The organism is Paraburkholderia sp. RL18-101-BIB-B (assembly GCF_046026985.1).
GTDB lineage: Bacteria > Pseudomonadota > Gammaproteobacteria > Burkholderiales > Burkholderiaceae > Paraburkholderia.
This window is the reverse complement of the sequence record NZ_JARESV010000011.1, coordinates 45,907-65,793: the sequence shown is the minus strand read 5'-3', so window position 1 is coordinate 65,793 and position 19,887 is coordinate 45,907. Positions and strand designations below refer to the sequence as shown.

Sequence of the window (19,887 nt, the reverse complement as noted above, 5' to 3'; positions counted from 1 at the left end):
GGCGTCCATCGCAATGATGGACGCCTCGTGTTTTATTGAAGAACCTGCCGTGCAATCAAGCCATCTGCTGCAGCAAGGTCTGCTTGAATTGCCCGAGCGTATGCCGTGACAGCAGGTCTTCACGCGCGGACGGCGTGGCTTGAGGCGCATGCGGCCACGAGGTCATGGTCTCGGTGATCGCGCGGCCGATCGACGCGGAACTCAGGTCGCTCAGAATCGGCCCCAGCTCGCAACGCCGGCTGAACCAGCCGATCAAACCGTCTTCCGTCGCGATTACGGGCTTGCCGAAACGGTACGCCTGCACCAGCACGCCGCTCATGCCGTAGTGCCCCTTATAGCCGAGCCAGACGGCGTCGCACGCGGAGAACAGATCGCGTTCCATATCGTTGGAAATGAAGGCGTCGAGCACCAGCGGCGCGGGCTTGAGGCTGCGCACATGATTGCGCATGAAATGACGCGTGCCCGCATCCTGCTCGCCGGCAACGATCAGCGTGGGCGCATGCTCGAGACGCGTCAGCGCATGCACCAGTTCGTAGATACCCTTGCGTTCCGTGATCGAGCCGTACACCAGCAGATAGCGCTGCTCGGGATCGAGTCCCAGACGCTCGCGGGCCAGTACGGGGTTTTCCGCGTGTTCATCGGGAAAAGGGTCGGCCACGTAGGCAATGGCCGCGCTGTGCTTCGATGCACTGCGCGCTGACCATTCCGGCAAGGTGGGATCGATCGTCAGCAGCGTGCGCAGGCCGGTGGTCCGAATCGCGCGCTTGAAGAGCAGCGCCTTGATCGCATTGACGACCGGACGATCGGGCGCCTTGATGCCGACCTTGTGATGATGGAACGTCGAGCGCATCGTGATGCCGATCCAAGGCGTCTTGCCGAACGGCGAGCCGAGAAACGGCAGAGAATAGAAGAAATAATCGACATAGGGCACGACCACGAGGCGGATCGACTGCATCCGGCTGATGATCGTGTGCACGCGCTTGAAATAGCGGTGAAAGCGCCAGTATTCGTTGGGATCGCGCATGAGGCCGCGGGGTTGCTCCTCGGGATCGACAAACGCGATCTGCTGGTCCGGGCGGTTCGCGGCGGTGATCTGTCTCGGGAGCCGGTGGTCTTCGTTCGCGCACTCGGTCACGAGCATGCACGGATAGCCGGCTTCAGCGCAGGCCTGCATGGTCCACTCGACATATCGCCAGCGGTGACCGGTGAGATTCGGTTCCACAATCAGGACGTAGTCTTGTTCCATCGCTTCGGTAGCCATTTGCGTTGCAAAAAAAGTACCCGTGCGCCCGTTCCCGCATGGCGCTAGCTGAGCAACGTTAGCACCGCCGGAATCCGTGTAACCACTAATTTGTCCGGCTTTGTGGTTCAGCGTACTAGGGGGTGTCGGCTTAGGCCGAACCGGCCTAGCTGATGGCGGTTGTAGGCGATTCTCTCGCGGTATGGTCGTGCATAGAGTTCGATGAAAAAACCTCGCCAGCTTGCTGGTGCAACCTAACAAATTATGCGCCGGCGGCGTTCGCAGAGCGATGCTTGAAATCGCTCTGCGCGGCCGATTCAACGGCGCTCCGATTCGACGGAGAAATAGCTTGCGGGCGATCAGGCTTCCGGCGTTCTCGGTGGCGGGCAGCTTCGGCGCGAGTGCGGCGACGTGGGTCCTGCTACAGCAGTTCGCCGTGCGTGGACTTGTAGCGATCAAATTTCTTGCGATTGGCCGGATGCTAGGGCCGGCGGCGATCGGCAGCGTGAGCGTGGCTCTGCTCGCGGTGGCGATTGCCGAGGCGCTGTCCGATACCGGCCTCGCGCAAGCGGTCATTCAAGGCGAACATCCGCCGTCGCGCTCGCAGCTCGGCGCGGTGTGGACGACATTGACGGCGCGAGGTGTGCTCATTTCGCTGCTGCTGGTCGCGCTCGCCCCATTGCTGAGCAGCCAGTTCCATCTGGACGGCTCGCTGATCCTGATCCAACTCGCGGCGCTGCTGCCGTTGCTGCGCGGTCTGGCGTCGCCCGCTTATTACGTGGTGCAGCGCGAGCGGCGCTTCCAGCATATCGCCGGTGTGGAGGTGGCGGCGTCATTCGTCGACTGCACGGTGGGGCTCGCGCTCGCGTATTTCGGCGCCGGCGCGTCTTCGGTGCTGATCGGCCTCGTGGCCGGCGAGAGCCTGAAAAGCACGCTGACCTGGGCGACCATGAAACCGCGTCCGCCGATCCGCGCGGTGTGGTCGGGCATCGGCCACTATGTCGGTTTCAGCCGCTGGATCTGGGCCAGCAGCGTGATCAATCTACTGCTCAATCAGTTCGACAAGGTGGTGGTCGGCAAACTGCTCGGGCCGGCGCAACTGGGCAGCTATCAGATGTCGTCGCGGCTCGCGCAGATGCTGCTCGCCGACGCCGCGATCGCCATGTCGCAATACCTCTTTCCGACCTTCGCGGCGCATCATCGCCGTAGTCCGGAGTCGGCGTCGCGCATCATCAAGATCTATCTGCTGGTGATCGCGATCGGGCTCGCGGCTTTCGTCGCGGTGCTGCGGCTGATCGCCGAGCCGCTCTTCTCGCTGATTCTCGGCGCGGCATGGCTGCCGGCAGTGCCGCTCTTCAGGATCCTGGTGATCAATATGGCAATCGGCGCTTTGATCGCAGTGCTCGTGGCCTATCTGCGCGCGGTGGGAGACGCGAAGGCGACCGTGCATGCGTCGGCGATCCAGGTCGTGGTGCTGGTGTTGAGCGCGCCTCCCGCCGTGCATTATTGGGGCGTGACGGGCATTGCCTGGTCCATGACGCTCGGCCTTGGCTGCGCCGCCGCGTGGATGCTCTTCAGGACGTTGACGGCAAGGACACCATGATGCGTGTCTTTCACCTGGTTCTTGCGCCGCGTCTGTCGGGAGCTGAAGTCCTGGCTAAGGACCTCGCGCTCGATCAGTGTGCCGAAGGCATGGCAGTGTGCGTGGCTTCGCTGTTGCCGGCGCATGCCGATTTCGCGCCCTTGCAGAACGACCTCGAAAGCCACGGCGTGCAGTGCTTCTTTCCAGAGCGGCGGCATCGTGCGTTCATCAAGTTGTGCCATCTGTTCGGCGCCGTGCGGCGTTTTCATCCGGATGTGATCTTTGCACACGCGACCATTCCGTCGTTTTACGCGCGCGCATTGCCGTTGCGCGTGCCGGTGGTCTACGTCATGCATTCGGCGACCAACGACTTCGAGCGCCCGCTGTTCAGGCGCGTCGAGCATGTCCTGTCGGGACGCGCCCGGATGGTGATCGGCGTGTCGGAGCAGGGGGTGACGGACTATGTGCAGGCCATCGGGCCGCATCCGTCGATGACCGTCGTGCCGAACGGCGTGGACATCGCGCGCTTCGCGTTCACCGACGGCGTGGAGCGCGACGGCCGCACGCCGCAGGTGGTGCAGATCGGCCGGTACGCGGCGGTCAAAAATCAACTGCTGACGGTGCGGGCTTTCAACGAAGTCCTCAAGCACGAGAAAGACGCACGGCTCGTGTTGTACGGCGTCATCGAAGACCCCGACTATCACCGCGCGGTCGTCGCGCTGGCGAAGACGCTGGGCATCGCGGAGCGCGTCGCGGTGGCAGGTCCGCGCACCGATGTCGCTACCGTGCTGTCGGAGTCGAACGTGTTCGTCATGCCGTCGCAATCCGAGGCGCACAGTGTGGCTTTTCTCGAAGCGCTGGCTTCCGGCGTGCCGATCGTGGCGAGCAAGATTCCGGCCTTCGCTTTCGCGAGCGGATTTCCCGGCGTCCAATTGGTCGATACCGGCAATGTGCAGTGCTATGCCGAGGCGGTGATCGTTGCGCTAGGGCAGGCGCGGGCGGAACGCTCGCTGGCCGGCTTGACGCTCAGGGATACCGCTGACCGCTATCGCGCAATCGCGCGTCAGGTGAGTCTGGCCGTGCCGGCCCGCTAGGGCGCAGCGCGCACCTGTCCTGTTCCATTCCTGCATGACTGATCGAAGCGGCCTCTTGTGTCAATGATGGATGGCCACGTCGCGTGTGTCGGGCGGCGGCTCGGGTGCGGGTTCCGCGGGCGGCGGCATCTGCAGTTCGGTTTCGCGCTGTGCAAGCGTCACGAGACGCTGTGCTTCCTTGCTGCTCGAATCGATCTGCAGTGCCGTGCCGGCGTTGTGCGAGACGCACGTCCATCGAGCGATATATCCGCAGCCTCGCGCAAGGCTCAGTAGCGCGTCGCGCTGCTGTTCGCGTTGACTCACTGTCGAGCGCAAGTTCAACGCGTCGCGATTATCCGGCTGCGCGGCGATGGCTGCTGCGAGGCGCCCTCGGGTCGCCGAAAGATTGTTCTGCTGCAGATTGGCACGGGCAGCTCTGAGATGCCGCGACACATCCGCGCGCGGTTGATCCGGCGGGTTGCCTGACTGGCCGCCCGGATTTCGCTTCGTCTCGGGTCCAACGGATGCGACTCGGCGCGAAAGCGGTGGCGTGGCGGCCGGTGGCGGAACCGGCGGCGAACGCACGGGCGCGGACCGCGCGGCGGCGACGGTGGCCGCGGACTTTGGTGCGACGACAGGGGGCACTGCCGCGGGCTTCTGCGCGATGGCGGTGGCGGGCTTCTGGGTGGCGATGGTGGCGGGTTTCTGGGTGGCGACGGCTGCAGGCTTCTGGGCGACGATGGTCGCGGGTTTCGGCGGGGTGGCAGGCGCGGACCGCTGCGCGACAGCGGCCGTGGGCTTCTGCGGAATGACGACGAGCGGCGGGACGTTTTGCGTGCGCACCTTGCCGGAAACCGCGATAGGCGTGCCGACATCCGAGTCGTTGCTATGGATGAACCCCAGATACACCGCGGACGTCACCACCAGCACCGATGCGCCCAGCACGAGGGGCTGGCGCAGTCGCTGATAGGCGGACACGGCGACCACGGGCTCCTCGATGAACTCGTAGGGATTGACCAGCGCGCGCGAGGACGGGTTCCAGATCTTGCGTGTCGGCAGACGGCTGTCGACGAGCGGCTGTGGATCGTCCAATGGATCCTTCAGCGGGACTTTGAGCGAGGGAGGCGGCGCCGAACGCGCGCCGAACGAATCGACCGGCCGCCGATGGCACGAAGGACAGGGCGTGAAGCGACCGGCTAGCGGGACACCGCAGTGCCCGCATCGGAGGGGATCGTGCTGATCGGAAGTAAAGTCGCTAAGCATCGCCGTGTCGCAAAGGGGCGTCGAATGCCGGCGCCACAATCAGAAAAAAACAAGGCACCGTAACGAGGCTTGCAAGCAGGGTTACTGTGCGACGACGTAACCCCGCGCTTGCATGCACGCGCCATACGCGGCCCAATACTGTGTCATTGGCGGCTCGGGCGCCGGCAGAGGTGGCAGCTTCACGCTGGATGCCGCAGCCATCTGCGCCTCGCTCGCAGCCGCCGTTTCCGAGGCGCTGTTGCCCGCGCTCGTCGCCGATGCCGCCGTGGCGGCCGTGGTCGTGGTGCCCGCCGAAGTCGCGCTCGCCGCCGTGGGCGCCGAGGCGCCCTTCGTCGCCGTCGCCGCCGTAGTCTCTGCGGGCGCGCTCGCGCCCGGCGCGGCGGCGGCCGGCATGCTCGCGCCGATCGGCGCGGACGAGAAGGTGCTGGGCGGCAATGGCGGCCGCGACGGTACGCCGGTCGACGACGTCATGGTGGCAGCCGGCTTGCGCGGTGGAATCTGCGGCTCACGGACGATGTTGACCTTGGTCTGCTTGTTCGCCGTCGCGTAACACATCGCGGTGTCGATACTGCGCTGATAAGGGCTTTGACTTCGAATTGGATAGGTGAGTGGCTGCCATGCGAAAGCAGCACTGCTAAACACCAATAGCGTCAGTCCGGTATATGTTTTGATTTGCATCGCAGTCGCTCCCGCAGCGATGTTTCGCCTCTCGTAGGCATTCGCGCTTCGCGGTATGTTCTATGGCTGCTGTTCTGCCGCTGAACGGCGGCTCACTGCCGCGAAGGCTGCTTTCTTGAGCGTAACACCGTGTATTGTCAACGCAATACACTCGCATAGCGCGCGAAACCGCCATCCTGCAGTCGAATCAAGACAGATCGGCGTGAAATGGCGGAAAACGTAGGGAGTATCCCTGGGCGATGCGGCCGTGCCGGGTTGATTGGACGGATGCGCCGTCGTGGACGGTAAGGAGTCGGACATGAGGAAATGGCAGTACTGCTATCGAATGCTGTTGCCGGTGGCATCCGTGTTGTTGCTGTCGGTGGCATGGCCGCTGCCGGGCGTGGCGAACGAGGAAACCGCGAACGCCAATGCGCAAGCCGCGGGTGAGCGGGCTCACTTCGCCCAGGAATTCTGCGGGACCTCGCCCGAACGTATTGGCGCGTACAAGGAGCGCCTGCGCAAGGTGCTGCATGATGCCAGCACCTTCGACCTGCAATGGCAGACCGGATGGCGCCGCGGCGAGAAGGAAGGCATTCAGATGAACGCCATGCGGTTGCACGATCCGGCGGAATTCAAATCGAGAGTCAAGGCTGACTGCGAGCGGCTCAGGTGGATGGCGCAGAACGCCCTGCGGGCCCGTCCGCAGAAGTGAGGCGGTTATTTGCCCGCGCCGGTCTCTTCGACGCAACTCCGCACGAGTGTGCTGCCCGGCTCTGCTTGAGCGCTGAGCGCGGCGGTATGGAATTCGGTGCCGGTGCAAAACCATTCGGCGCGGAAGTCCGTGCGGCAGCGCTCGGATGGAGTGCCTGTGGGTGCCTTGTGCAGCACGTACCGGCAGGTCTGCAGACCGTTGCACTGGCGGGCGAGGTCTGCAGTCGCGTTGCCTCGTGACGCGCCGCAGTTCTTGCCATAGGTTCCCGACACGACTTTGATCTCGCGCGCCTCGGCGCTCGAGCTTGCCGCCGCGGCGAGCAGGGCCAGGATCGCCCAGACACTGCGAATGGCGTCGGCGAAAACGGCCGATTTGTATCGACGGCGCATAGGCGACTCTCTCCATCTGCCAACAGCGTGCAAACAAATCTCAACCACAAGTGAACGGCTGACCATCCTCATCGGCTAGCCGGTTTAGTACGTTGGCGACCACCCGGTCGCAATGCGCACCACCGAATTCGAAGACGTCGCGCTCGGCGAGATCGATCTCGTGCGCCAATGATTCGCGCAGCAGGCTCTTGGCGCGGAAGTGCCGGCTGCGCACCGTCGCTTCCGGGATGTCGAGACATTGCGCTGTCTCCTCGACGCTCATTTCCTCGACTGAACGCAGCACGAACACAACGCGAAAGGCTTCCGGCAATTCGTCCAGCTTGCGCTCGAGCAATGTCCGCAACTCGGCGCGCGCGGCCGCCTTTTCTGGGGAATCGGAATCTTGCGCGATCATGGCATCGATATCGACGTGAGTGTTGGCGTCCACCATCGGAATCACGTTCTGACGGCGAGCTTCCCGGCGCAGGCGTCCATAGCATTCATTGAGCACCAGACGGGACAGCCAGGTGAGAAGGGTGGCATCGCCACGAAACCGGGCGATCGATCTGTAGGCCGATAGATACGCCGCCTGCAGCGCGTCTTCGGCTTCCGCCGCGTCACGCAGCGTGGCGCGCGCGAGACGATACAAGCGCCGGTTGTGCCGGCGCATCAGCAGTTCGAACGCCGATCGATCTCCCGCGACGATGCGGCGGACTGTTTCACGTTCGTCGTCCGCGGCAAAGCTTGAACGTGCTTCAGCGATGTTCGTCATGACTGCCTCGCCAGGTTGCCTCCACGCATTGTGCATCCGTTATTGCACGATCACTGTGCCACGCATCGTGGCGTGGAGGGTGCACCGATACGGATAGCTGCCGGTCTCCCGTGCCACATAGGTCCACGATGCATTCGGCGCGATTTCGCGTGAATCGAACGCTTTCGACATGGCGCTCGCCGTGTGGGGAAACAGATCCTTATTGACCCACATCACACGATCCCCGCGGTGCACGATGAGCACCGGAGGATCGAAACGCATCTGCTCGATCACGATCAGATAGGTTTTCGCCACAGCGTTGGAAACGCCGGCCAGTGACGTCACGACGATCGCAAGGAGCGCGCAGGCGCGAACGAAACCACTCGTACGTCTCTTGCTCCGGCGCTTCCCGGCCGCGCGAACTGTCGGATTACCCACCGCTCTTGCCCAGCGCAGCCTGCAAATGCCTCGCGTGCTTGAGATGCGCGACAAAGGCTGGGCGCACCTTGACGAGCAGCGCCTTCAATTCCGCGTTCTGCGCGTCCGGAATCAACGTCTTGTCGAGCGCGTCGAGAACGTTCTCGTGATAGGTGACCTCGTGATCGATATACGCCCGGTCGAATGGCGCGCCCTTGAGCGACTTCAGATTGGCGAGGTTTGCATCGCCGCCTTGCTTGAGACTCTGGCTCGTCGGATTGTCTTCCGGCGTCACCCCCAGTTTGTGCACAAGGTCGGCGGCGGCCTTGTTGACGCCGCTGTGATCGGTGACCATGCGTTGCGCGAACGCTTTGACATCTTTCGACTTCGTTTTCGATTCCGCGAGCTTGCCCGCGTCGATATCCACCTGATTGGCCGTCACGACGATGGCTGCGATCTGCGCATCGGTGGGACCGGCGCTCTGCGCCCAGCATGGAAGGCCGGTCAACGTGAGTGCGCTGAGCAGTGCTGCGCTGATCATCTTCATCTTGCGTCTCCTGAATAATGATGGCGAGTCCGGGTCGGTCCGCGCGCGATCGGCGGCTGATTCGATCGTCAATATGGTGTTGGATGTCACGTGTGCGAGCCCCGTTCCCAGTTGTGGCTTGCGACGCGCGTGTCTTTGGAACGCTTGCGAATAGCGATGAAACGCGCGACGTGGCTTCGCGGCGTCGGGACGATGTCGTGCGGGAGACAGTGCTGTGAAACAGCGGGGAAAAGGAGGCAAGCGTGCCCCCGAAGGGGCACGGAAGAATCGCTGACAGCTCTGGCGGTTTACGGAACCGGTGGGAAGTGCCGCTTGCCGGTGTCCATTCGCAAGCGCCGGAACCGCTCTTTCTTGTGCTCTTCGTCGAAGTGCGCGAGAGACGGCTTGATCAGATCGCTGCGCGACACGATGCCGATCAGTTGCAACGTTGCGGAATCCGCAACCACCGGCAACCGTTCGAGACCATGCACCGCAAGCCGCGTTGCGACGAGCCGGCAGGTTTCACCGGGTAATGCAAAAGCGGGCGAACGCTGGCGCAATACGTCGGCGAGTCGCGAGTCGAGCGCAATTTTTGCGTCGCCATCGCGGATTTTCTCCAGCACCGCGCGATCGACGACGCCCACCAGCGCGCCCTGACGCACCACCGGATAGGCGCGATGTGTCTGCGTCGCGCCGAAGTACGTTGCCAGCGCTTCAGCCACGGACATGTCGGCATCGATTGTCTTGACCGTGCGCGACATCACCTCGTCGACATGGTGGCGCTCGAGTGGATCGACACCGTATTCCCGGTAAATGTGATAACCACGCCGGGCAATTTTCTCTGTCATGATGGAACGCTTCATGACGACTGTTGCGAACCCGTGCGCGATCAGCGTCGCGGCGAGCAGCGGCAGCAGTGCGTTACTGTCGTGCGTCAGGCCGAATGCGAACACGATGGCGGCCAACGGCGCGCCCAAAGTCGCGCCGAGCGTGGCCGCCATGCAGACGAGCGGCCACAGGGCGGGTTCGCCGCCCGGCAGCACATGGCCGAGCAAGACGCCGAGTCCCGCGCCCAGCATGAGCAATGGAGCAAGGACGCCGCCCGAAGTACCCGAGCCCAGCGCCACGACCCAGATGACGGCCTTCACGATGAGAATCGCCAGCGCGATCTGGATTGCAATGTGCTGATGCAACAGGTCGCCGATCACGTCGTAGCCGACGCCCAGCGCACGCGGTTCGAGAAAGCCGCCGATGCCGACGACGAGCCCGCCGAGCGCGGGCCACCACATCCAGTGGATGGGCAGCTTGCCGAACAGGTCCTCGACTTTATAAAGCGCGGCCGACAAACCCGAGGCGAGCGCACCGGAGAGCAGACCCGCGATGACGCAGGACAGCAGCGACAGCGCGCCGGGCGGCGCGGTTTCGAGCGGAAACAGCGGCCCGGTGCCGAAGAATCCCGCGCGCGCAAATCCCGCGACGGCACACGCGAGGGCGACCGGCAGAAAACTGCGCGGGCGCCATTCGAACAGCAGCAGTTCGACCGCCAGCAGCACGGCCGCCACCGGCGTGCCGAAGACCGCTGTCATGCCCGCCGCCGCGCCGGCTACCAGCAGCGTCTTGCGTTCCGCGGACGTGACCTTCACGCACTGCGCGATCAGCGAGCCCAGTGCGCCGCCTGTCATGATGATCGGGCCTTCCGCCCCGAACGGGCCGCCGCTGCCGATCACGATGCCGGAAGACAGCGGCTTGAGAATCGCCACCTTCGGCGACATGCGGCTCTTGCCGAACAGGATGGCCTCGATCGCTTCGGGAATGCCATGCCCGCGAATCTTCTCCGAGCCGTAACGCGCCATTAGACCGACGATCAGACCGCCGATCACAGGGATGACCACCACCCAGACACCCAACGTGTTGACGGCGGGTGAGCGGTCCGCAAACGAAAATTGCTGAAAGAAAAACAGATTGGTGAATAGATGAATCAGGCTCAACAGCACGAACGCCGCGAGCGTGCTGAGAGCGCCGATCCCCGCGGCGAGCGCGGAAATGCCAGGAAGCCGCGCATTGATGGAAAAATCGCGCTTATGGGTATCGAGACTCATGGCGACTCAAATATCGATCTGGGGGACATTAAACGCGCCTTTGAGCGACTTCAGCTCGGTACGGTGCATCTCGGCGAGACGGGCGAGCACCTGCTCGCCCGCCTTCAACAGATGAACCTCGACCTGGCGGCGGTCCGTCTCACTGACCTTCCTGCGGACCAGATCGAGCGCCTCGCAGCGGGACACGAGCGCGACTACGCCGTGATGCTGCGCCTGCAGCCGTTCCGCAAGCTCGCCGACGGTCGCCCAGTCGCGCTCCGGATAACCCTTGATATGCAGGAGCAGCAGATACTGCAACGGCGTGATGCCTTCGCCCTGGGCGGCCTGTTCAGAAAAACGCTCGAAGCGCCGCATCTGGTAGCGAAACTCGGACAGTTGCTCGAAGTTCGCCTTGGTCAAGCCGCGCGTGAGTGTTTTCATCGTAGTGCCGTGGAGAAAGAAGTGAAACACGAATTATATCATGACGTGATATGTATGTCCGTGTTCGACCTCGGTGTGTATGACGGTGGCTATGCCGTGGTTCGCTGCTTGGCGTAAGCCTGGCGATACAGTCCCGCGATGAGATCGGCCTGCGTGATCATTCCGGCAAGCCGCTGTCTCGAGTCCAGAACCGGGATATGGTGATGCCCATAGTTCGCGAACACGGGCACCAGTTCGACGATGGGCGTCGTTGCGTCGACGGTACGGACGTCGACATTCATCAGGGCGCCGACCAGCGGCGCCGGCGTGACGCTGCGCCTGAACCAGCGCTGCATGGGAGACGACAGGCCGGGCGCTTTGCCGAACGCGCGCTTGTCGACGAGGTCGGCGCGGGTCACGATGCCGATCACGTGCTGCTTTTCGTCAGTGACCGGAAGTGCCTTGATCTGGCGCTGCTTCAGCAGACTCCATGCGGCGGAAGCTCGCGTGGTGGCCGATACGGCGACAAGCGACCGCGACATGATGTCCGCGCAGGTCAATTCATTGAACGTGCGGGCGTAGGCCTGCAACTGAACATCGCGCAACAGGGATTCCAGATCGTCCGTGTCGATATCGAGCAATTCGCCGCGCCGGTTCAACACTGCTTCGAGGTCCGCGCGCGTGAAACCTTCATTCGACGCCGAAGCCGATGCGCCCGCGCCTTTGACCGAACTCGCCTGGGCGACGTGCGGGTATCGATGCCCGGTAGCAGCGTGATAGATGATGGCACCGCACAGCAGCGTCACCGACTGGATCGCAATCGGTTCGGCCACGAAGCGGTAGCCCAACGCGTGCACCGCCGGACCGCCGAGGACCGCGGTCAGCGCGACCGCGCCCGACGGCGGGTGAACGCAGCGCAGCGCAAACATCGCACAGATCGCCAGCGCGACGGCCAAGGCAGCCGCGCCCACTGGATCGGCGATCCAGCTTGCGCAGGCCACGCCGACTGTCGCGGAGACGATATTGCCGCCGATAATCGACCACGGTTGCGCAAGCGGACTGGCGGGAACCGCGAACAGCAGCACGGCCGAAGCGCCCATTGGCGCGACGAGAAGCGGAATGTTCGCCGCCGGTCCGAGAAGGACGTGCATGGTCCCGCCGGTGAACGCAATCCCGAGCAATGCGCCGAGACCCGATCTCAGGCGCTCCGGCCACCGGACGGCAATGGGGTGGGGGGCGAAGCTGGCGAGCCAGCGGATGAGAGCGTAGCGGGACAAGTGTCGAATAGGAATTTGAGAGGGCGATATCACATGGGGCGAGGCCACACTCCGGATTCCGCCGTGGGCCTTCGATCCGATTATATATCACTCCATGATATATGTGGTCACGCAAAGCGGCCTCTCGCCCTTACGGCGTGCTTCCTAACGTCAAGTCGGACTCGCTGCTACCCAGCGACTGAAACAGCGCAGCCGTGTCGCCCAACCGGGCAGCCTGCGCATGCGTCTGGTCGAGAGCGGTCTGCAGCGCTTGACGTTGCGTGTCGAGCAGGCTGAACTGGCTGACGCCACCCGCTGAATACTGCGCGCGCGCAATCTCGAGGTTCGCTCGAGCCTGTCGCGCGGCGTCGTCGCGTGCATGCAACTCGTGCGCATCGTTATGTAATGCCGTCAGCGCATCTGCGACCTGTTGCAGCGCCTGAAGTACCGTTTGCTGATAGCTCGCAAACGCAGCATCGTAGGCGGCCTGGGCGGCACGTTTCTTCGCATGCAGTTCGCCGCCGTGAAAAATCGGCTGCGTCAGATTCAGGCCGATATTCCAGATGTTCAGGCCATTCACAATGTCCTGAATACTCGTGCGTTCAGAGCCGATTCCCGCCGATAGCGAAAACTGCGGATACAGATTCGCCGTTGCAACGCCCACGTTTGCGCTGGCCTGGTGCAATAGCGCTTCAGAGGCGCGGATGTCAGGACGTTGCCGTGCAAGTGTCGATGGCAGCGTGACGGGTATCTCAACCGGAAGATGAAGCGAGTCCAGCGTGAGTTGATCAAAATCTGCTTTAGACGGCACATCGCCCACCAGGATCGCAAGCTGGTGATCCGCCTGCGCGAGCTGCGTAGCGAGTGGCGGCAGCGACGCACGCGTCTGCGCGAGCAACGTGCGCTGGCTGTTCACGTCGAGCTGCGACACACCACCGGCGGCAAAGCGTGCCTCCATGATGCCGAGTTGCTGCGCCTGTGCATCTGCAAGACGCTGCGTCAGCAAGACCTGTTGCTGCAGCGAAGCGCGCTGCACGGCCGTCGACACGACATTGCCCGCAATGGACAAGCGCGCTGCATCCAGTTGGAACGCCTCATAGTCGACCTGCGCCAACGTGGCTTCGAGCGCCCGGCGATTGCCGCCGAAAACGTCGAATGTGTAGGACACCATCACCGACGCATTGAATAGCGAAAACGGCCCGGGGTTCTCGACATTCGGAATGCCGAAAGCCGCGAGATCGACTTGTTGACGCGTTGCCGAAATCTTCGCGTCGACGCTCGGAAACCGTGTCGCACCCGACTGGGCGTTGTAGTTTTCGCGCGCCTCGATCAGCTTTGCGCGGGCTTGCGCCAAGGTAGGGCTTTGATTGAGCGCCTGCTCGACGAGGCGGTCGAGCTGCGCCGAGTGAAACTGGCGCCACCACATCGGTAGCGGCGTGTCCGCCGTCGTGAAGGTTTGCGAGGAACCCTCTGTGCCGCCGGCCGATACCGTACGAGATGACTCGGCCTTGTGCGTGTAGGTTTGCGTGTCCGGCGCAGCGGGCGCGTGAAAGTCCGGTCCCACTGCGCAGCCGCATAGCACGAGTGAACACAGGAAAACGAGTTGCTTCATGATCGTGTCCCCCTAGTCGAGCGTGCGCCGGTAGAAGCGCAATGCAATGGCCATGACGATTGCCGTGAAGAGCGCCATTGGCCACACCGATGGCCACAGGTCGGCCCAGCCATTGCCCTTGAGCAAAATTCCGCGAATCAGCCGGTTGAAATAGGTCAGCGGCAAGAGGTTGCCGATAAACCGCGCCCATGCCGGCATGCCCGCGAACGGGAACATGAAGCCCGAAAGCAGGATGTTGGGCAAGAAGTAGAAGACGGTGAGTTGCATCGCCTGCAACTGGTTTTGTGCGAGCGAAGAAAGCGTGATGCCCACCGTCAGATTCGCCGCGATGAAAAGCAGCGCCGAGAGATAGATGGCCAGCGCGCTGCCGACAAACGGAACGTGGAAAACGTAGCGCGTCGCGGCAAGAATGATCGACGCCTGAATGAGCCCGATGACGACATAGGGCACGATCTTGCCGGTCATCACTTCGATTGGCAGAACAGGAGTGGCGAGCAGGTTTTCCATCGTGCCGCGCTCGCGTTCGCGAGTCACGGCGAGGCCGGTCATCATGACGAGCGTCATAGTCAGGATCACGCCCATCAGTCCGGGCACGACGTTGTATTGCGTCACGCCTTCGGGGTTGTAGAGATTGTGAACCTGCACGTCGAATGCGTTTTGCGTGCCGTTCAGGTGTGCGAGCGGACCCGTCAGATCTTTGTTCGCGACCGGCTGGACGAGTTTCGGCAGCGCGCTGACGGCGGTATTCGTTGCGGTGGGATCGGTCGCGTCGGCTTCGACCAGTAGTGACGGATGCTCGCCACGCAGCAGTTTGCGCGAGAAATCCACCGGCACGTTGAGCACGAATTGGACCTTGCCCTGAGCGAGCGCGCGGCGTCCGGCCTCCTCGTCAGGCAAGATTTCGACGATGTCGAAATAAGCGGAGTTCGTCATCGCCGCAACGAAGCTGCGGGAAAACTCGCTCTGGTCGTGGATGATGACGGCTGTCGGCAGATGCTTCGGGTCGGTATTGATCGCGAAGCCGAACAGTGCCAGCTGGATGATCGGTAACCCGACGATCATGCCGAACGTGACGCGATCGCGCCTCAGCTGAAGAAACTCCTTGAGAACGATGCTCCACCAGCGCGTCAAAGAGAAGACGGTGCGATTCCTCATGACGGCGCTCCGAAGTTGTCTTTCGAATGGCTCATCAGATAGATGAACACATCCTCGAGCCCCGCGCTGATCGGTTCGATGCGCAGCGAGGTTCCGACCACCGCTTGCCGCACCGCGGCTTCGAGCGCTTCATGATCGCGCCCGCTGACGTGCAGCGCGGAACCGAACACGACGGTCTGGTCGACGCCGGGCGTCGTGCGAAGCTGCTCGGATAGTTTGCTCAGGTGTTCGCCATGGATCGACCACGTCGAAAGGCCTTGTGATTCGATCACTTCGCTCGCGGTGCCGCGCGCGAGCATCTTCCCGTAAGCGATATAAGCGAGCTTGTGACAGCGCTCGGCTTCATCCATGTAGTGGGTACTGACGAGCACTGATATGCCGGTGGCGGCGAGGCGGTGCAGCTCTTCCCAGAAGTCGCGCCGTGCGGTGGGATCCACGCCGGCGGTGGGCTCGTCGAGCAGCAGCAGTTTCGGCTCGTGCAACATGCAGGCGGCCAGCGCGAGCCGCTGCTTCCACCCGCCCGACAGCGAACCGGTCAACTGGTTCGCGCGCGTTTGCAGGCCGAGCGATTCCAGCGAGCGATCCACCGCCTCGCGCCGGTTGCGCATCTGGTAGATGCGCGCGACAAAGTCGAGATTCTCGCGGATGGTCAGGTCTTCCCAATAGGAAAAGCGCTGAGTCATGTACCCGACGTTGCGTTTTATCTGCTCGCTCTCGCGCACGATGTCGTAGCCGAGGCAGGTGCCGCTGCCCGAATCCGGCGTAAGCAATCCACACATGAGACGGATGGACGTCGTCTTGCCGCTGCCGTTTGGCCCGAGAAAGCCGAAGATTTCGCCGCGGCCGACCTGCAACGAGACGTTGTTGACAACGTGCTTGTTGCCGAAGCGCTTGTTCAGGTCATGCACGTCGATCACGTACTGTCGGGTGTCGTCGTTCATTGCAGCACCACCGAGACAGGTTGGCCCGGATGAAGCTTCGTCGCGTCCACAATCGACGGGTGGGCTTCGACCATGAACACGAGTTTGGCGCGGCTTTCGTTGCTATAGATGACGGGCGGCGTGTATTCAGCCTGATTCGACACGTAAGTGATCTTCGCTGGCACGTCAGCCGCGCAGCCGTCGCAATGCAGCGTCACGCCGCGATTGAGTGCTAGTTGCCCGACGATCGTCTCCGGAACGAAGAAACGCACCTTGACGTTCTGCGGCGGCAGCATCTGGACAATCGGACTGCCGGCGGACACCCATTCACCCTGGCGATAGAGCGTGTCATAGACAAGGCCTTCTGATGGCGCGCTGACGCGTTTCTGATCGAGCTTCCATTGCGCCTGCGCAACCACGGCATCGGCAGCGGCTACTTGCGCCTCCTGTTCGACGATCTGTTGTGAACGGGCCGGCAGGCGAGCCACGTCGACCTGATGGGTGAGCTCCCGAACTTGTGCGGCGGTGGAGTCGGCATTCGCGCGCGAATCGTCGAGTTGAGCTTTTGCGATGCCGCCCGCGCGGTATTGGGCTTCGTCCCGCGTCAGTTGCAGCGCGGCCTTGCGGGCGTTGGCTACGGCCTCGGCCAGTTGCGCACGGTTGACGTCGACTTCGGGCACGCGCTTGCCGGTCCGGATGTCGGCGAGTTGAGCGCGGGCCGCCGCGAGTTGTTGCTGCGCCTGGACGAGCGCGTGGGTTTCATCGTCGGCTTCAAGGGAAAATAGCGAGGCGTTCGCCTTGACCGTTTGTCCGCGAGAGACCGACAACGCCGTGAGCTTGCCGGCTTGCGAGGAGCCGAGGTAGACGAATTCACCTTCGACGTAGCCTTGGTAAGTCGCCGTTTCGTGCCGCGAGCAGGCCGATAGCAGGGCGACGAGCAGCACGGAAAGTGCGGCGCCGGCAAATCGTTGCGCTCGCGTGGGGTTAGACAAAACGCCCACCGAGAGATTTTTATTTAGTAAGTCATCCATAATTAAAACCCTGTGGTGTCCCGATCGGGACACTGGGCGGATCGACTCAACACGACGGAACGCGCGCGATGAGTTCAATCTGCGGTCTCCGCGAGGGCGATCCGGCTGCCGTGCTGACTCAGCATTTCATGCCGGCGCGTCCGTTCGCGGACCGGACGCAGATCAAGTAGAATGGATACTATGCGAATTTGAATTCAAATTCAAACTATTTCTGGAATGTAAGTCTTCGACCATGCCGACCACCCCGAAAAAGACAGCCGCGACCCAGCCTAGACGGGCCTCGCGCCCTGACGGCGCGGCGACTCGTCAGCACCTGCTCGAGACTGCAGGCCGGGTGTTCGCCGAACGTGGTTTCGCGGATGCCACCAGCAAGGAAATTTGCGAACGCGCGGGCACACCGATGGCGTCGGTGAACTATCACTTTGGAAGCAGGGAAGCGCTTTACGAAGCAGCGCTGGTCGAGGCGCACCGGCAAGTCGTGGGTCTTGACGAGCTGGCCGAGCTTGCTGCGGGCCTCGACGATCCCAAGGATCAGTTGCGCGCGGTCCTCTCGCGTTTCGTCGGTCTTTCAACGAACGCGGGCACGCCTTGGGGCTTTATGCTGATGCTGCGCGAAGTGCTGTCACCGTCGAAAGCCATCCCGGCGCTCATCGAGAAAGCGGTGCGTCCGAAGGCCGCATTCCTGCTCAAGGTGATCGGCGGCGTGCTGGGGCTGGACCCGACCACGCCCGTGGTTCAGCGGGCTTTGATGTTTTCAGTGTTACCCTGCATCGCCATGATGATCGCGCCAAAGCAGATGCAGTCCGCTCTATTGCCCGCTATCGCCCGGGACAAGGATGCGCTTGCAGAGGATTTTGTGCGATTCGTGCTGGCGGGTCTCGATGCGATCGCACTCGCTCATCGTTCGGAAGCCAAGTGAACCACGACTGTATTTCGACCCGGCTTATCCAAAGACAATGCGCGCCGCACATCCGCAAGGGTGGCCAGTAGACAGGAATGAGAGACACCCGCTTATGCGAGGTTAGCGGAGCTCGATGGTTTTCAATGGCTCGGTGAGCATACAGTGATGCCCGGTATCAGTGACGGCTGTCTGACGCGCGGACCGGTTTTGAACTTTTCATAGAGCTGTGCGAATGGAGTCGCATTCCACCCCGAGCAGTACACGTATCCGACGGAAATGTCCTGGCGTAGAGGCCGGGCCCGCACCGGTTCATAGAAAGTCTGCCATGGTTGATGGGCGAGGCGCAATCGAGCCTCAAATCATTGAACACTAGGACAAGTGCCAATATTCCCTTGTAAGCAGCGTCCAAGCATAAATAGTTACTTTGGCTCTGGTGACGGCCGTGATTACGCGGTAGAAGATGGTGTATCTGGAACGACCGACGCTATGCGCCGCGGTCGATGAGGCCAAACAATAAGCCTACAACTTCATACGTGGTGGTGACACTACATAATCATGTAATGCACGACATGGCTCCTCACGCTTCCGGACGACGATTCCGATGACTATAATTTCTCATCGGCACGCCCTTTGAGCAGCACATTTAGCGGGCCTGCTGCAGATCGACTGTACCGAAGTTAGGAGAGGTTTTTACCTGACCGCAGAGGGGTTCTATGGAATCCGAAAACGAACTGGTCTATCTGGCTGACGACGACAGTCGGGTGCGAGAAGCACGCTCTGCACTATTGCGCACAAACGGAACGAACGTCCAGGCATTCAACTACGGTCTTGCCATAAAGGACGGGGCAGTTGATTTCCTCACAAAGCCTTTCGATTTGGTATCACCGAATACACCGTGCAAATGCATCGCGGCCACATCATGAAAAAAATGCAGGCGGATTCATTTGCGACTCTTGTCGGGCAGGCAAGCAAACTCCAACTCAAAGCCTCGTCGATAACCACGTTCGATGCCTGACGCCAACGCCAAACCTTTGTGAGACTCCATGGCCCGGAGGAAAGAAATGCTCGCGCCTCCGGTTCGAACCGTTGCCGTGATTGATGATGATCGGCGGGTTCTGACCTCTCTTGCGAACCTGTTGGCCTCAGGCGGGTATGGAACACGGCTCTACGAATCGGCACAGGATTTCTTTTCCGACGGCTATCTGGGGCTGTTATGCGTTATAACGGATTTGGGAATGCGGCCCATCGACGGCTTGCGAGTGCTCGAGCGTGTGGTTCATTCCGGCGCAGCAATGCCCGTCATCATTATTACCGGCAAACCTGGCGAGCATACTGAAAACTACTATCAGCAGAGAGGCGCACTAGGCTTCTTCAGAAAGCCTGTCGATGGGGACGCGTTGCTGGACCTGCTCGACAGCATCGCCTGAAGGCGTCGGTGGCCGGTCCACCTCTGCCTTAGGACAAGCGCTGCCAGATTTGCAGGCGCCGGCAAGTTGTTTTGAGCGGGACGTGTCGCGCCAGGCGAGTTGCGCGCTCGAAGAGAAAAAACTACTGCGCACCCCGCCTTGAGTCAGTACATTCGACGAAAATCGAGGCGGCATGCGGTAGCTGAACCGGTCTCAACAGACGATAGCCGCGGCCAGGTACGGATACCAGCAACTTACGATCCTCGCCCATCATTTTACGAATCCCGCAGATGTGCACGTGAAGATTGTTGTCCACGACTATGGTGGTCGGCCACACCTGATCTATCAGCTTCTCCTTTGTCACCAATGCGCCGTTTGCTTCGATAAGGACGAGCAAAACATCCATCGCTCTGCAGCCAAGCTCGACAGGCGAGCCGTCGACGAATATCTCTCGCCGGTCCGGGAAGACAGTCAGATTTCCAATGCGAATCATTGCTTAAATATCCATTCGTTTGA

21 protein-coding genes are annotated in these 19,887 nt (G+C 62.0%); 6 read left to right on the top strand and 15 right to left on the bottom strand.

Translation table 11 applies throughout. The features are described from left to right. Nucleotides 1–55: 55 nt before the first annotated feature. Nucleotides 56–1,246 carry a glycosyltransferase gene (locus P0D73_RS18140; RefSeq protein WP_408178803.1) on the bottom strand — a complete coding sequence of 397 codons (1,191 nt, stop codon included), beginning with the start codon at nt 1,244–1,246 and terminating at the stop codon, nt 56–58. Nucleotides 1,247–1,589: 343 nt separating this feature from the next. Between P0D73_RS18140 and P0D73_RS18135 the strand changes: the two genes are divergently transcribed. Together P0D73_RS18135 and P0D73_RS18130 are read left to right on the top strand one after the other, a co-directional pair. After that, nucleotides 1,590–2,843 (top strand): oligosaccharide flippase family protein, encoded by a 1,254-nt coding sequence (locus P0D73_RS18135; protein ID WP_408178802.1) that lies wholly within the window; start codon nt 1,590–1,592, stop codon nt 2,841–2,843. Further along, nucleotides 2,843–3,916, top strand: a complete 1,074-nt coding sequence (locus P0D73_RS18130) for a glycosyltransferase (protein WP_132375913.1) — start codon at nt 2,843–2,845, stop codon at nt 3,914–3,916. Before P0D73_RS18135 ends, P0D73_RS18130 begins: the two co-directional genes overlap by 1 nt. Nucleotides 3,917–3,976: 60 nt before the next feature. On the opposite strand, the gene P0D73_RS18125 is transcribed toward P0D73_RS18130, so the two are convergent. Further along, nucleotides 3,977–4,987: a hypothetical protein gene (locus P0D73_RS18125; RefSeq protein ID WP_408178801.1), complete on the bottom strand. Its 1,011-nt coding sequence runs from the start codon at nt 4,985–4,987 to the stop codon at nt 3,977–3,979. A 252-nt stretch (nt 4,988–5,239) separates the two neighbouring features. Beyond that, entirely contained in the window at nt 5,240–5,836 is a 597-nt protein-coding gene (locus P0D73_RS18120; RefSeq protein WP_408178800.1) for a hypothetical protein, read from the bottom strand. Between the two features lie 298 nt (nt 5,837–6,134). Here P0D73_RS18120 and P0D73_RS18115 point away from each other — a divergent pair, with 298 nt between their 5' ends. Further along, entirely contained in the window at nt 6,135–6,530 is a 396-nt protein-coding gene (locus tag P0D73_RS18115; RefSeq protein WP_408432382.1) for a hypothetical protein, read from the top strand. A gap of 5 nt (nt 6,531–6,535) precedes the next feature. Here the strand turns inward: P0D73_RS18115 and P0D73_RS18110 are convergent, their stop codons facing one another. From P0D73_RS18110 to P0D73_RS18060, 11 genes are all read right to left on the bottom strand, one after another. After that, nucleotides 6,536–6,919, bottom strand: coding sequence for a hypothetical protein (locus tag P0D73_RS18110; protein WP_408432380.1), 384 nt, complete (start codon nt 6,917–6,919; stop codon nt 6,536–6,538). Nucleotides 6,920–6,959: 40 nt separating this feature from the next. After that, nucleotides 6,960–7,670: an RNA polymerase sigma factor gene (locus P0D73_RS18105; RefSeq protein WP_408283252.1), complete on the bottom strand. Its 711-nt coding sequence runs from the start codon at nt 7,668–7,670 to the stop codon at nt 6,960–6,962. A 39-nt stretch (nt 7,671–7,709) separates the two neighbouring features. Further along, nucleotides 7,710–8,087: a cupredoxin domain-containing protein gene (locus P0D73_RS18100; RefSeq protein ID WP_408283249.1), complete on the bottom strand. Its 378-nt coding sequence runs from the start codon at nt 8,085–8,087 to the stop codon at nt 7,710–7,712. After that, the gene (locus P0D73_RS18095; protein WP_408432378.1) at nt 8,080–8,613 is read right to left on the bottom strand and encodes a DUF4142 domain-containing protein; all 534 of its coding nucleotides are present in this window, start codon (nt 8,611–8,613) and stop codon (nt 8,080–8,082) included. The genes P0D73_RS18100 and P0D73_RS18095 overlap by 8 nt, the downstream gene beginning before the upstream one ends. Before the next feature lie 287 nt (nt 8,614–8,900). After that, a complete protein-coding gene (locus P0D73_RS18090) occupies nt 8,901–10,691 on the bottom strand; it encodes a chloride channel protein (protein WP_408283243.1) in 1,791 nt (596 codons plus the stop codon). Nucleotides 10,692–10,697: 6 nt separating this feature from the next. After that, on the bottom strand, nt 10,698–11,111 hold the full coding sequence (locus tag P0D73_RS18085) for a MarR family winged helix-turn-helix transcriptional regulator (RefSeq protein ID WP_408178793.1): 414 nt from the start codon (nt 11,109–11,111) through the stop codon (nt 10,698–10,700). An 89-nt stretch (nt 11,112–11,200) separates the two neighbouring features. Further along, nucleotides 11,201–12,367, bottom strand: a complete 1,167-nt coding sequence (locus P0D73_RS18080; RefSeq protein WP_408178792.1) for an HPP family protein — start codon at nt 12,365–12,367, stop codon at nt 11,201–11,203. 130 nt (nt 12,368–12,497) lie between these two features. After that, a complete protein-coding gene (locus tag P0D73_RS18075) occupies nt 12,498–13,958 on the bottom strand; it encodes an efflux transporter outer membrane subunit (RefSeq protein ID WP_408178791.1) in 1,461 nt (486 codons plus the stop codon). A 12-nt stretch (nt 13,959–13,970) separates the two neighbouring features. Then, nucleotides 13,971–15,113, bottom strand: coding sequence for an ABC transporter permease (locus P0D73_RS18070; RefSeq protein ID WP_408178790.1), 1,143 nt, complete (start codon nt 15,111–15,113; stop codon nt 13,971–13,973). Beyond that, nucleotides 15,110–16,054, bottom strand: a complete 945-nt coding sequence (locus tag P0D73_RS18065) for an ABC transporter ATP-binding protein (RefSeq protein WP_408283237.1) — start codon at nt 16,052–16,054, stop codon at nt 15,110–15,112. The genes P0D73_RS18070 and P0D73_RS18065 overlap by 4 nt, the downstream gene beginning before the upstream one ends. Beyond that, nucleotides 16,051–17,025 (bottom strand): HlyD family secretion protein, encoded by a 975-nt coding sequence (locus P0D73_RS18060; protein WP_408432376.1) that lies wholly within the window; start codon nt 17,023–17,025, stop codon nt 16,051–16,053. The genes P0D73_RS18065 and P0D73_RS18060 overlap by 4 nt, the downstream gene beginning before the upstream one ends. A gap of 271 nt (nt 17,026–17,296) precedes the next feature. Here P0D73_RS18060 and P0D73_RS18055 point away from each other — a divergent pair, with 271 nt between their 5' ends. From P0D73_RS18055 to P0D73_RS18045, 3 genes are all read left to right on the top strand, one after another. Next, nucleotides 17,297–17,983: a TetR/AcrR family transcriptional regulator gene (locus tag P0D73_RS18055; RefSeq protein WP_408432374.1), complete on the top strand. Its 687-nt coding sequence runs from the start codon at nt 17,297–17,299 to the stop codon at nt 17,981–17,983. A gap of 883 nt (nt 17,984–18,866) precedes the next feature. After that, nucleotides 18,867–18,980: a hypothetical protein gene (locus tag P0D73_RS18050; RefSeq protein WP_408432467.1), complete on the top strand. Its 114-nt coding sequence runs from the start codon at nt 18,867–18,869 to the stop codon at nt 18,978–18,980. 46 nt (nt 18,981–19,026) lie between these two features. After that, a complete protein-coding gene (locus tag P0D73_RS18045; RefSeq protein ID WP_408432372.1) occupies nt 19,027–19,392 on the top strand; it encodes a response regulator in 366 nt (121 codons plus the stop codon). A 121-nt stretch (nt 19,393–19,513) separates the two neighbouring features. On the opposite strand, the gene P0D73_RS18040 is transcribed toward P0D73_RS18045, so the two are convergent. Then, nucleotides 19,514–19,864, bottom strand: coding sequence for a winged helix-turn-helix domain-containing protein (locus tag P0D73_RS18040; RefSeq protein ID WP_132375900.1), 351 nt, complete (start codon nt 19,862–19,864; stop codon nt 19,514–19,516). Nucleotides 19,865–19,887: the final 23 nt, after the last annotated feature.